At 62.4% G+C, this 13,079-nt stretch carries 10 protein-coding genes and 1 pseudogene; 2 read left to right on the forward strand and 9 right to left on the reverse strand.

Annotation, left to right across the window (positions count from 1 at the left end; all coding sequences use genetic code 11):
* The first annotated feature begins 121 nt into the window (after window positions 1–121).
* Window positions 122–4,705: a DUF4329 domain-containing protein gene (locus M5B97_RS18700; RefSeq protein ID WP_248732284.1), complete on the forward strand. Its 4,584-nt coding sequence runs from the start codon at window positions 122–124 to the stop codon at window positions 4,703–4,705.
* Here the strand turns inward: M5B97_RS18700 and M5B97_RS18705 are convergent.
* The 7 genes and pseudogenes from M5B97_RS18705 to M5B97_RS18735 all read right to left on the reverse strand — a co-directional run.
* Window positions 4,700–6,073 carry a PepSY domain-containing protein gene (locus M5B97_RS18705; protein ID WP_248732285.1) on the reverse strand — a complete coding sequence of 458 codons (1,374 nt, stop codon included), beginning with the start codon at window positions 6,071–6,073 and terminating at the stop codon, window positions 4,700–4,702. The genes M5B97_RS18700 and M5B97_RS18705 overlap by 6 nt on opposite strands.
* 115 nt (window positions 6,074–6,188) lie before the next feature.
* Window positions 6,189–8,249 carry a TonB-dependent copper receptor gene (locus M5B97_RS18710; RefSeq protein WP_248732286.1) on the reverse strand — a complete coding sequence of 687 codons (2,061 nt, stop codon included), beginning with the start codon at window positions 8,247–8,249 and terminating at the stop codon, window positions 6,189–6,191.
* Window positions 8,250–8,344: 95 nt separating this feature from the next.
* A complete protein-coding gene (locus M5B97_RS18715) occupies window positions 8,345–8,734 on the reverse strand; it encodes a DUF2946 domain-containing protein (RefSeq protein ID WP_248732287.1) in 390 nt (129 codons plus the stop codon).
* 11 nt (window positions 8,735–8,745) lie between these two features.
* Window positions 8,746–9,228, reverse strand: a complete 483-nt coding sequence (locus M5B97_RS18720; RefSeq protein WP_123716067.1) for a copper chaperone PCu(A)C — start codon at window positions 9,226–9,228, stop codon at window positions 8,746–8,748.
* 46 nt (window positions 9,229–9,274) lie between these two features.
* On the reverse strand, window positions 9,275–9,670 hold the full coding sequence (locus tag M5B97_RS18725) for a DUF2946 domain-containing protein (RefSeq protein ID WP_248732288.1): 396 nt from the start codon (window positions 9,668–9,670) through the stop codon (window positions 9,275–9,277).
* 96 nt (window positions 9,671–9,766) lie between these two features.
* A complete protein-coding gene (locus M5B97_RS18730; protein ID WP_123716065.1) occupies window positions 9,767–10,054 on the reverse strand; it encodes an addiction module antidote protein in 288 nt (95 codons plus the stop codon).
* Window positions 10,051–10,158, reverse strand: a pseudogene (locus M5B97_RS18735) (type II toxin-antitoxin system RelE/ParE family toxin); the annotation flags it as partial. The pseudogene M5B97_RS18735 and the gene M5B97_RS18730, both read right to left, overlap by 4 nt.
* Before the next feature lie 687 nt (window positions 10,159–10,845).
* Here M5B97_RS18735 and M5B97_RS18740 point away from each other — a divergent pair.
* Window positions 10,846–11,097 carry a DUF6124 family protein gene (locus tag M5B97_RS18740; RefSeq protein ID WP_248732289.1) on the forward strand — a complete coding sequence of 84 codons (252 nt, stop codon included), beginning with the start codon at window positions 10,846–10,848 and terminating at the stop codon, window positions 11,095–11,097.
* A gap of 35 nt (window positions 11,098–11,132) precedes the next feature.
* Here the strand turns inward: M5B97_RS18740 and M5B97_RS18745 are convergent, their stop codons facing one another.
* Together M5B97_RS18745 and cbiE are read right to left on the reverse strand one after the other, a co-directional pair.
* A complete protein-coding gene (locus tag M5B97_RS18745; RefSeq protein WP_248732290.1) occupies window positions 11,133–11,867 on the reverse strand; it encodes a cobalt-precorrin-6A reductase in 735 nt (244 codons plus the stop codon).
* Window positions 11,864–13,069, reverse strand: a complete 1,206-nt coding sequence (gene cbiE / locus M5B97_RS18750; protein WP_248732291.1) for a precorrin-6y C5,15-methyltransferase (decarboxylating) subunit CbiE — start codon at window positions 13,067–13,069, stop codon at window positions 11,864–11,866. The genes M5B97_RS18745 and cbiE overlap by 4 nt, the downstream gene beginning before the upstream one ends.
* Window positions 13,070–13,079: the final 10 nt, after the last annotated feature.

A 13,079-nucleotide genomic window follows, 5' to 3' on the forward strand; every position in this document is an offset into this window, starting at 1 on the left:
CGTTCGAGCGTGGTTCGTGCGTTGCACAGTGCTGGTGCGGGCCGGTTAACTATCTAACGCCTGGGGGAAGTTGAGGTGTTCAGGATGTCGGGCTACTCGAAGATCCACCCAAGGAACCCCCATGGACGACTCTCTTTCCCGTGACAAGCGCGCCGCACTGCCCCAGGGGCACGCCAAGCTGCGTACCCTGTCTCCGGCCTTTATCAGCGCCGACGATGTGGCGCGTTATCTTCATGAGCGCATTGGCACTCGGCAGCAGACGGAATACGGCAGCGTGATCCTGCAGCGGCGCTCGGATCAGCTGTACGTAGGCACCGAGCCACTGGCGGATCGGCCGACGACGTTTGAATACACACTGTTGCTCGACCGTGTCAGCGCCGATGGCGAATACCGCCAGCCTGACGGCTATACGCTGGTCGCCACATTGCATTCGCATCCCGACACCCAGGCCCTCACCCAGAAGCAGAACCCGCGCTTTACCGCGCAGCAGGTCAAGGCCTTCATGAGTTTCTATTCCACCCCGGATGTGATCCTCACCCAGCAAAACCGCCTGACGTTGCCCTATGCATATCTGTGCGGTCCGGACGGCACATTGCTGCGCTATCAGGTCAGTTATTCCGAGGACGAGGCGCAGTATGTGCGCTGGCTGTCCGAAAACGGCCCGTGGAGCTCGCCCCACGCCCATGACGGCAGCCTGGAAGGGGTGTTCAAAAAGCTGGCTTCGGTCGGCACCTTGCGTTTTTTGCGCTCCAGCCCCACCTGGGGCGGTTCGGTGGGGGACGTGCCCGCCGATTGGCAGCCCTACCAACCATTCAATGCTGCGCCGTTGCCAATCCCTTGTGGCCCGGTATTCGCCAGCCAGGAGCAGGCCCTGGCCTATGCCTGGACGCGAATCCAGCGCCAGCCCACCGTACGCCAGCAGGTGTTGCTGTTGCAGCACAGCGTAAAAGGCCTGTATATCGCCGCGGAGCCGCAACCGCCCGGGCAGCTCAAGCAACTGCCGACCCTGCCGGAAGGCTTTCACCTGCACGGTGTGTACGTGCATTCGCGGCCCTTGCCCGGCAACTACCCCGAGCTGGAAGCCTGGCTGTACAAGAACTTCATCAGCCCGCTGGAGCTGGCGCAATACATTACCCAGTTCCGTGGCTATGCGCTGGCACCGTCCTCGACCCTGGGCGCCTCGCTGTTCATTCGCCTGCGCGATGAAGCGCTGTTGCGCTACCGTTTCTCAGGCTCGGCGGACGAGTCACTGTTGTTTACGACCGAGGCCGATGGCACGGTCCGCGATCAGGGCCTGCAGGCGCAGTTGGCCAACGGTGCATTGCTGACCCGGGACTATGTACTGCGCGTGGCCAGGGCCGGCGAGTTGAGTGTGGAAAAAACCAGTGCCCTGTGGGATCGCCTCGGGGTGGTCGATGCACACTGGCGTCCTTATTCGAACCGCACAGTGACGCCGCTCACGCGGGCTTTCCTGTCGGCTGACGACGCTGCCCGGCATGCGCACCTGCACATCGACGAACAGCGCGAGCACGCCTATGGCGGTCTGATCCTGCAGCGCAGCGACGGGCGTTTCGTGGCCACTGACCCGGTGCGGGCCCAGGGCTCCCCGTTCACGCTGGATGGCGGCTACCCGAAGGACCGCCAGGGTGGTCTGATCGTTCTGCACGCCGGCCATCGTCTGCATGCGCGGTATGGATCGCGCCAGGCCTTATCGAAAAATGATCGTACCCAGGGCTCCCGGCTCAAGTGGAGCCACCAGGAAGCTGAGTTGCATGGGCAAATGTTCAGCGACCTGGATATACAGGCGATCCTGCAATCCAATTGTCCGGGCTACCTCTCGGGAACGCAGGACAGCCTGATCGCGTTCCAGCCGGGCGAGGCCACATCGGCTTGGCGTCAACAGTGGCAGGCCACGGCAACTGGCGGCGTAAGCCCGATCGCCGGGCGTCTGGACAGCGGCGCGATCAAGCCTGCCGATATCGTGCGCATCCTGGCTGAGCCAGGCACCTTGCGCGTGATGACGGCCAGCGCGCTGTGGGGGCCGGCGGAAAAAGTCGAGACGGACTGGGCGCCATTCGTACGAGCGGTGGAGTTCCACAGGCCCGACGAGTTGAGCTATGGTGCCCTGTTCGACAGTGCCGACGCTGCGGCGCTGGACCTGCAGAGCCGGCAGCCGGAACGCGCTCATCCGCGTTATGCCAACACGTTCTTCGCGTTCATCTTCAAACACCAGGCCCGCGAGGAATATGTCGCCAGCGAGTGGGTGCCGGCCACCCAGAAAACCCCGCTGCTGTCGCTGCCCGGCGTGTCCGATAACCCGGTGCCTGAGGGCTTTGCCTGCCAGGGCGTGTACTTCACCCGGCAAACGGCGGGCAGGGGGCCGAATGCATGGCTGGAGCGGTTGCTTATCCTACCCGACGATTTGAGCACGGCCATTATCCAGGGGCGCACCGCCGTGCCGTCATCGCTTGGCGCGCCAACGATCTACATTGCGCCGCCGGAAGGGGCTTTGCTGAGTTTTCGCTCATCCTCCACCGATAGCCTGTTCGAGGCCGGGAGCAATGGCGACAGCGTCGAGCAGATCATGGCCAAGCTGAGTTTCGGTACCCTGTCCCCGCTCGGGTTCGTACATCAAGTGGCGGCAGCGGGAGACCTGCGTGTGATCGCCACCAGCCCCTGCTGGGATCGCCTGGGCGCTGTTGCGGGCACTTGGGAGGCCTATGCGCACCTGACGCGTCGGCGTATGAGCGCGGCGTTCCTGTCGATGGACGATGCCGCACGCTACGTTCACCGCAGGGTGCCGCTGGGCGGTGGGAAAAGCTATGGCGGGGCGATTCTCAGGCGCGACGACGGCTGGTTTATCGCCAGCGAACCGTTGCCGCTCGCCGACGAGGTATTCGGCAGGGACTGGCTGTTCCCCGACGAACTGGTGGCCCGTGGGCTTTATCCAGAGCGTTGCACGTTGGTGGCCTACTATCATTCACGCCCGTCAAGGGCGCTACCGTTCCTGCTGACCCGCGAGCAGGCTACGGTGTACGGCAACATGTTTTCTACGCGCCTTTTGGCCCACGCGATGGGTGAAGGCCATAAGGGCATCACGCATTACTCACTGGGGCAGGACGGCTCATTGATTCGCCTGTTGGCGACGGCACGGGTCAAGTATCCGCCGATCACCCAGGCCAACCTGATCATGCGTGCACACAACCGTCGCGACTGGCTCTATGGCCAGACTGAGCGCGCGTTGCGTTCCGCTGAGTTGACGCCTGTGGAATACGTCAACCGTGTCGCCGCGTCGTTCTCCCTGGACGTGGTGCAGGGCGGCGCATTGTGGGGCGTGCAGGGACCGGTGTCGGGTTGGGTGCCCTACGCCACGCCCCAGGGCGCCGAGCCCAATTACACGCGGGCACGGCAGGACCCGGCGTTTGGTCCTGTCTGTACGCAACTGGACGATGCTGCGCGGTCGCTGTCCTCGACACTGACGACGTGCGACGAGTTGCAGCTTGGCTATCTGCTCAAGTCCCAGGACGGACACTTCGTCGCGACCTTGCCGATCAAGGACAGTGGTGCGCGGTTTGCCCACCGACGGGTGTTCAGTGACGCGGGTTACCCGCGTGGCTACACAATGGCCGGGCTGTATTTTTGCGTTTCGCAGCCCATAGAGTTGAGTCCCCGTGGGACCTTCATCGGTGGCGACGAGATTTACCAGGGGCTGTTTTCGCCCTACGACCTCAAGGACGCGCTGTATCAGGTCAGTGCCACTCGGACACGCGGCAGTTTGCCGCTGTACATCTTCTGTGCCGACGGCGCGTTACTCAAGTACGTGGTTGTCGACCCGCGATTCGTCCAATACCGCGACCATTCGGACTTGCACGTAAGGGTGCTGAGCCCGCGCGATTTCATCCGGCGCATGGCCGCGGCCGGCGACTTGCGCATTTTGCGTTCCAGTACCAACTGGCCGGGCCTGGGCAGGGTCGACAGCCAGTGGCAGCCCGGGCGTTCGCAAGGCATGCCGGAGCTGGACGATCACACCTTGAGCCTGGGGCCGGTCTACCTCCATGCCGAGGATGCGGCGCTGCATACCCATACACTGGCCGGGCAGTTCGCCGGCAAACAGTACCTGGGGGCACTCTTGGAAAACACCCAAGGCAGTGACTACCTGCCGGTCGTCCCGGCGCTGGACCAGGGTTATCCGTCCGCCGTCGCTGAACGCCTGTTCCCCGAGGCTTTCAAGGGCATCGGCCCGGCCCGCATGGCGCCGCAGTTGCCCGCGGATTACCGGTTCTGCGCTGCGCACCTGGTGTTTCACAGCGGGCTCGACCAGCCTGAAAGGGCCGGTGAAGATGCCTACCGTATGACCTTCGTCTCGTGGCGTGAAGTGGGTTTTTACCTTCACACCTTGAAAAGTGCCGGGGTGGCGGTCAACGCGTTGTACCTCTCGACCCGTGATGGTGCCCTGTTGGGCTATCTGCCGAGCTTCAGCAATGAGGAGTACAACCTGCTCGACAGCCACCTCAAATGGTCCAAGGCCGACGGCTACACCGCTTATGCGCCAGCGCCCTCCCATGTGGTTTTCGAGCTGGCGCGTCTGGGCGAGTTGCGGGTGATTCACCCGTCGGCGTTCTGGCGTGTCCGCGGAAAACTGGGCGCGGACCTGGCAGCGACGGTCGGCGAGAGGGTTCTGGTGCCGACCAAAGACGAGTTATGAGCCGCTCGTGCTTTGCCAGAAAAACCTGGACAACACCAGCCGATCCAGGACCCCTATCACCACCAGCGAAACGCCCACCAGCGGGAAAAGGAGCGCCAGGCAGAACATAATCACCATGGCGGTTTTCCACTTCGGCAGGTCATGACGCAGTGGTGGAACACCCAGGCCGCCAGCCGGGCGGCGCTTCCACCAGATCACCAGGCCACTGACCGCGCTCAGCAGAATCATCAGGCAAATCAGCAGGACGATGATCTGGTTCACCACACCGAACATCTTGCCCTCGTGCAGCATCACGCCGGCCTCGGTAGCGCGAGCGACGGCGTTGTAGTGTTCCCAACGTACGTCGGCCAGGACTTTGCCGGTGTATTGGTCCACATGCAGGGTGGCGTCGTTGCGCGGGTCATTGGCAAATACCGCGACGGTGAACACACCCTCGGCGGTGGTCGGGAAGGTGATGCTGTAGCCGGGCTCGACCTTGCGGGCGTTGGCCAGGTCGACCACTTGTTGCAGGCGCACCGTGGGTGCGGCGGGGCCTGCGTGCAGGGCGCCGTGGTTCATGTGTTCGGCATGGTCGCCGGACATCGGCATGGGCGTGTTTTCCATGGCCCACGGCACGGTCTGTTGGCTGGCGGTATTGAGGGCACGTGCCTGTTGGTCGGACTGCGGCACGTTATTCCACATGGCTGCCGGGAAGCGGTTCCACAGCTCGGCATACTGCTTGCCCCAGAAGCCGGTCCAGGTCATACCGCTGAGCAACATCACCAACAGAAACGCTGCGCCCCAGAAGCCGGCGACGGCATGCATATCGCGCCAGAACACGCGGCCCCGCGCACTGAAACGGGGCCACAGCACACCGGCCGATGACTTGCCGCGCGGCCACCACAGATACAGGCCCGACACCACCAGCATCACGCCCCAACCGGCGGCAAGTTCCACCAGGCGATCGCCGACGGTGCCGATCATCAGCTCACCGTGCAGGGCTCGAGCGATGGCTTGCAGGTTGTATTTGGCATCCTGTTGGCCGAGCACGGTGCCACGATACGGATCGATGAATACCGTCACTTCGCGGCTTTCGTTGTGCACCACGAATTGCGCGCTGCTGGTGGCGTCGGCCGGTGGCAGGTACTTGGTGATAGTGCCTTGGGGGTATGCCGCTTTGGCCCGTTGCAGTTGTTCATCGGCACTCAGTGCGTGCTCGGCGCTTTGCACCTTGAGCAAGTCGCCATACATCAACGGGTCGAGTTGAGGTTTGAACAAATAGATGATGCCGGTAAGGGCCAGCAGCAGCATGAACGGGGCGACGAAAAGGCCGGCGTAGAAGTGCCAGCGCCAGGCCAGGTTGTAGAAGGAAATCTTTTGAGTGGTCATTATTGGGCTCCGCAAGGCTTTGAATTTTTTTGTTGATTACACTGCTATCGCAGGCAAGCCAGCTCCCACAGTTGGAGTGCATCCCCGTGTGTGGGCTGGCTTGCCTGCGATGCTGTCAGAAGCTCATATCGACTTTGGTCCAGAGCGTACGCCCCGGCTCCTTGATGGCCTGCGGGTCGTTGGCCGGGTAACCGAACCCGGCGTTACCGGCCAGGTTCAGGTGCTCGGCATAAGCCTTGCCGAACAGGTTGTCGACGCCGGTGCTGACCTTGAAGTTTTTATTGATGCGGTACGCGGCGTTCAGCGAGAACACGCCAAAGCCGCTGCTCTTGTCGAAGTCCTTGCCGACCACGTTGCCCTTGTTCTGGTCGATGCGGTTTTGCGCCGCGACCACCCGCCACAAGGCGCCGGCGCTCCAGTCATCTTCGCTGTAGGTCAGGCCGAAGCGGGCATCGAGCGGTGGCATTTGCGGCAACGCCTTGCCATCGCTGGTGTTCTTGCCCCAGGCGTAAGCGAGGGTGGCGTCGGCTTTCCAGTTGCGCGTCAGCTTGTACGCCGTGCCGAGTTCACCGCCCATGATGCGTGCATCGACATTACGCGCTTGGGAGGTGGTGCCCATCATGCCGGGCTGGTAGTCGAACAGAATGAAGTCCTGCACCCGGCCGATGTAACCCGAGGCCCAGGCTTCCAGGTCGGCCGTTTTGTATTGCGCGCCGAAGTCGAGTTGGGTGGTTTTCTCCGGCTTGACGCCATCGAAGGCGTTGACCGAACCGACCGCGCCGGTGTTGGGGGAAAACAGCTCCCAGTAGTCCGGGAAACGTTCGGCGTGGCCCAAGCCCGCATAGACCGTGGTGGGGGTGTTGGCCAAGTCGTGCTCGTAGCGTACAAAGCCCGACGGCAAGGTATCGGCGCGGGTGTCGTCGGCGGTCGGGTTGGGGCGGGACATCATTGTGGAGCCCGTGCGCTGGCGGAAGTCCTTGGCGGACGCGCGGTCCAGGCGTGCGCCGGTAATCAGGCGGTCGCGGTCGGCGGCATACCAGGTCAGCTCGCCAAACACGCCGTAGTTGTGGAAGTTGGCGTCCTTGTCGCGTGGCAGGTTTTTATAGGTGTCGATGCCCATGCTGCTGCGCTGGCGGTGTTCGTTGGTTTGCGCATCCAGCCCGCTGATCAATTGCACATCGGCCCAGCGCCAGGTGGCCTTGATGCGGGCGCCGAGGGTACGGCGGTCGACGTTGGAGGCCATCGGCCCCGCCATCATGCCGGTGCCGGACGGTACACGCAGGCTGTAGTTGTCCATCACGTGGTCGGCGTAGTTGTAGTAGACCTGAGCTTCAACCTTATCCAGCACTTCGCCGATGTTGGACTTTTCGAAACGCAGGCCCAGGCTTTCGCGCAGGAACTGCGAGCCGTCCATGCCGCGCCCGGCGTAACGTGCTTCGCCATCACCCCGGCCGGCGGTGAGTTCCAGCAGGGTGTCGGCATCGGGGGTAAAACCCACGGCCACATCGCCGTTCCACTTGTCGTAGCGTGAGGCGACCGTGTTGTTATTGCCGTCCTTGTAATCATCGGCGTGGGCTTGGTTGCCGATCACCCGCACATAGCCCAGCGGCCCACCGGCCGCGGCGTCGATGACCTTGTCGAAACGTCCGTTCGAGCCGGCCAGCACACTGGCGTTGACCCGCGTCCCCAGCGCACCGAACTGCTCCGGCTCGCGGTCGAACAGGATGGTGCCGGCCGATGCGCCTGGCCCCCAGAGTACGGTTTGCGGGCCTTTGATCACGGTCAGTTTGTCGTAGGTTTCCGGCGCGATGTATGAAGTGGGCGCATCCATGCGCCCGGGGCAAGCGCCGAGCATCATGCCGCCGTTGGTGAGGATATTCAGGCGCGAGCCGAACATGCCGCGCAGCACGGGGTCGCCATTGGTGCCGCCGTTGCGCACCAGGGCGAAGCCGGGGATGGTCTTGAGGTAGTCGCCGCCGTCGCTGGCGGGGACGGGCTGACGTGGGTCCTTGGGGTTGGTGACCACGGTCAGCGGCGAGCTGGGCGCGACCGCCGTGATCACGGTAGGGCTCAGCTCGTGCTCGTCAGCATGGGCCTGTGGCATCAGCAGTGCGCCGCACAGAACGGCGACAGCGGGGGTGCATCCCAAACGGGAGTCAGCAGAAAACCTGGACATGAAAAATTCCATCAATCATTCGTAAACAACACGGCCAGCAGCCTGCGGCTGTCTGTCTAAAGTCGGCCGGGGTGAAGTAACGGTGCTCAGTGCGCTTACGTAGGGATGGGCGGTGCTCGGCTACGGGCGCCGGGGAAGATGCTTTGCCGGGCATGGCCCAGGCGTGTGGCGGGGGTCAGGGCGTTAGCGGGCGGCGGGGTGTCCAGGATGACTGGGGAGACACTGCCGGGCAGGGCCGGGCAACTGAAGAGCAGGTCGCAATAGCCGCACTTGGCCCAGAGCGCGTGGTGCTCATCGGGCGCTTTTGGGTGATGAGAGGCGCCATGCTCCATCGGCATGCTCATCGACATACCGGCGTGGTGATCCATCGGCATCGCTTGGGAAATCAGCGGACCGATAAAGATCATCAGCATGGCGAACAGGCTGATCCAACTGCCGCGCGTCACGCGGCGGTGTGGGCTTGGCCTGGCGCGATGGGCGCCCATCGAGTTTTAGCCTACTGAGCGTGCATATGCTCGTGTCCGGCCATCGGCGGTGCTTTTTGCACCGAAACCTGCACCTGCACCTTGCCGGCTTTTTCGAAGGTCAATATCAATGGGAACTGCTTGCCATCGGCCAACAGGCTGCGGTCTTTGAGCCCCAGCAGCATCACGTGATAGGCCATCGGTGCGAAGGTCAGGTCTCCCTTGGCCGGCACCGCCACGCTGGGCACTTGCTGCATCTTCATCAAGTCGCCCTGCATCACATGCTCATGCAGCTCGGCCTTGTCCGCCACCGGCGTTTGCGCGCTGAGCAGGCGGTCCGGTGTTTCACCGGTGTTATGAATCACAAAGTACGCCGCCACGGTGGGCGCATTGGGCGGCAACTCCTGGGACCAGGGATCGCTGACCAGCAGAGTGCCGGCCTTGTAGTCATCGGCATTGGCAGCGACGCACACCGGCAGCAACAATGCAGCCAGAAGCAGGGAAGATTTGAGCATGGCAGTTCTCCAGAACGGTTCTAAACGCAGTTCACTTGCGAAGAAATCAGGCCGTTGGAGAGGCTCGGGGGTTGAGGCTGGGCCATTGCTGGCGCGGGGTCGGGTTTTGCAGCTGGGGCGGCGGCAAGCTTTGTACGGCGTCGAACCGCGTGACATACAGCTGCGGCACATGCCCCGGCAGAGCCACCAACGGCGCCGAGCCCGAGCAACACCAGCAGTGCTGCATGGTGGAGTGATCGTCCTGCTGCGGCGCTGGAATATCCAGCTTGCCCAGGGCAATGGTCTTCAGGCTGGCGCCATTGGCGGAGCAGAAACTGCCCCACAGCAATTGCTGCACAGGGTCCTGGGACTGTTGCATCGCTCCGGCCATCGGCATGGCAAAGGCGTTGAACAGCACTGCAAGGCAGGCGATCCAGGCAATTGCGAAGCGTTGACGGGCCATGGCGGACAATCCGTAGGGTTTAACGATCAGGCGGGTATTTAGCCTGATCGGGGGGGATAAGTAAAAAGCGGCGGTGTGGTTTGGTGTCGCAGTGGGTCAGCCCGCCGTTGCGTGAAGCTTGAGGCCCAGAGCTTTCATGACTTTCATGATAGTCGCGAACTCAGGATTGCCAGTGCTGGAAAGGGCTTTGTACAAACTTTCTCTTCCGAGGCCGGCGTCGCGGGCTACTTGGGTCATGCCTTGGGCGCGGGCGATATTGTTGAGGGCTGAACGAATCAATAAGCCGTCGCCAGAGTCTTCTTCGAAAGACGCTTCAAGATACTCGGCCATGTCTTCCGGGGTTTTAAGGTGCTCAGCTACGTCGAAATCTCGAAACTCAGTCATGGGTCACTCCTTTTGCCAAATTCATCAGCAATCTGTTTAGCGCGCTGGATATCGCGTTTTTGCGTTGATTTATCGCCTCCGATCAACAGCAGGTAAACCACCTCACAGGATGGCAAGTTGCGATGCGCTGCAAAAGCAGTGCATCCCCATCGCGGACACTGATGCAAAACCGCGAGTGGAGAGGTTAGGGCGAGGGCTTTTGGCGAAGCGAGCCAGCTGGTTCGGAAGTGTTTGTAGGTAGATTCGACTTTGGGCGGAGAAGCCAAATAGTGGGTCATTCGGCTAATGCCAGTCAGTCAAGAAGGAGAAAGGCTAAAAAGTAACCTGTGGCGAGGGAGCTTGCTCCCGTTGGACTGCGCAGCAGTCCCATGCTTTGCAAACAAAGAGCGGGGCCGCTTCGCGGCCCCACGGGAGCAAGCTCCCTCGCCACACATACAGCGTTCACCCTTAACTGACTGGCATTAGTCATTTGGCTGGCTATTAGTACAAACAGAAATTTCCGACAAGTCTTTGAGGTTGTCCCTAGGAAGGTAGGACTCTAGTCTCCGTACACCGCTGCAAACTCAGCGGTCGGGCGTCGCGGCCCGGATTTTCTAAGAGCAAAAGCGCTATCGTCTGCTTTCCGTTGACGCTGTTTTATCGTCTACTGTGCGGCGCAATGGTGGCTGTGCGCGGGATACCTTCGGGTATGCCGGGTTGCCTTGGGACCGGTCCGCGAACCTGCGTACAGCTGCCACCCCATCGCGTCGCGGCGAATCAGTGGCAGCTCCACTTTTCCAAGGAGCTTCACAATGATTAAACCCACCCCAAATCCCCCCGTCCGGCTATTCACCGTAGCCGATGGAATCAGCACCGAAGACCTGTTGGTCAACCTCAGCGAAACACTCGCCTCGGCCAATGCACTGAGTTGTGACATTGCCTTCAACCTGGAAGGCGCACCACGTGAAGAATTGCTGGGCGTTGCGCAGTTGATAGAACTGGCGCAGTTGCTCGCTGGCAGGGTGCACGATGGCTTCGGCCAGGCGACAGCAGCAGGCCGCTAGCAGCACAGTACAAGTGTGGGAGGGGCGGTGCGACATTAAGTTGTTGTTGCTCCGCGAGTGTGTATTGCCTGTAGCAGCGATGACACTGCCGTGAATTCTCGATCCACTGCAGCCAACACCGGCCGCTTCAACACCAGCACCGGCATACCTCGCTCCCGCGCTACTTCCAGCTTCGGCTCCGTCGCAGCGCTACCGCTGTTCTTGCTGATCAACACATCAATCGCGCGCCGTTCAAACAACGCGCGTTCGTCTTCGATTAAAAACGGCCCACGCGCACCGATTACTTCACACCGCTCATTCCCCGGATACACATCCAGCGCGCGCAGCGTCCAGAACTGGTCAGCCGGGATTTCATCGAGGTGCTGCAACGGTTCGCGGCCCAATGTGAACAAGGGGCGTTTGAAGGGTTTCAGGGCTGCGATCAAGTCGGCCCAATCGCTGACCTCACGCCAATCATCCCCGGCCTGCGGCTGCCATGCCGGACGCCGCAGCGCCCAGCAAGGGATGCCACTCAACTGTGCAGCCTCGACGGCATTGCGGCTGATCTGTGCCGCGTAGGGGTGGGTCGCGTCGAGAATCAGGCCAATCCCTTCGTCCCGAATAAACGCCGCCAGACCCTCGGCCCCGCCGTAGCCGCCAACCCGCACCTGGCAGGTGAGATCGGCAGGCACACGGCCCACGCCCGCCAAACTGTAGATATGCTCCGGCCCCAGCGTACGGGCGATGGCCAGCGCCTCGGTCACACCGCCCAACAGCAAGATGCGTTTCATAGCGGCTTGACCACTTCCAGCAAGGTAATCGGCAACGCCTGGCGCCAGGTATCGAATTCCCCGAGCGGTTGCGCCTGCGCCACATGGATGCGGGTCAACTCACCGCCATGTTGCGCACGCCAGTTCATCAGGGTCATTTCACTTTGCAGGGTCACGGCATTGGCGACCAGCCTTCCACCAGGCCGCAGCTGTTGCCAGCAGGTGTCGAGCACGCCGTCGCGGGTCACGCCGCCGCCGATGAAGATCGCATCCGGCGCTTCCAGGCCGTGCAGCGCTTCGGGGGCTTTGCCGCGGATCAATTGCAGGCCGGGCACACCCAGGGCATCGCGGTTGTGTTCGATCAGGCCCTGGCGGCCTGCATCGGCTTCAATGGCCAGCGCGCGACAACTGGGGTGGGCACGCATCCACTCGATACCGATGGAGCCGCTGCCCGCGCCCACATCCCACAGCAGTTCGCCGGGCATCGGGGCGAGGCGGGCCAGGGTCATGGCGCGCACATCGCGCTTGGTCAGTTGGCCATCGTGTTTGAAGGCAGAATCCGGCAGGCCGGCAAGGCGCGACAGGCGCGCAGTAGCGGCGTCGGCCATGCAGTCGATAGCGACCAGGTTCAAATCGGCGACTGAGGCGTGTTGCCAATCAACAGCCAGCCCATCCAGACGTCGCTCATCCGTGCCGCCCAGGTGTTCAAACACGCTCAATCGGCTGAGGCCAAACCCGGATTCAGCCAACAACGAGGCAATCAAAGCCGGGCTGCGGCCGTCATTGCTCAACACCAGCAACCGCACACCACTGGCCAAGTGCGCATTCAGCGCGGCCAGCGGCCGGGCCACCACGGATAACGTCACCACGTCCTGCAATGGCCAGCCCAACCGCGCCGCCGCCAGGGACACCGACGACGGCGCCGGCACTATCAGCAACTCCTCAGCCGGCAGCTGTCGCGCCAAACTGGCGCCCACGCCATAGAACATCGGGTCACCACTGGCCAGCACGCACACCGGTTGACCCCGCTGCGCCAGCACCGCTTCCAGGGAAAATGGGCTTGGCCACACCTGGCGCTCACCCCGGATACACACCGGCAACAGGTCCAACTGGCGCGGGCTGCCTATAATCCGCGTGGCGCGCAACAGGGCATGCCGGGCATTTCTGCCCAGCCCCTTGAAGCCGTCTTCACCGATGCCTACTACCGTCAGCCAGGGCGACATATAAATTCCT

This window comes from Pseudomonas sp. MWU13-2517, from assembly GCF_023242545.1.
In the GTDB taxonomy this organism is placed as follows: domain Bacteria; phylum Pseudomonadota; class Gammaproteobacteria; order Pseudomonadales; family Pseudomonadaceae; genus Aquipseudomonas.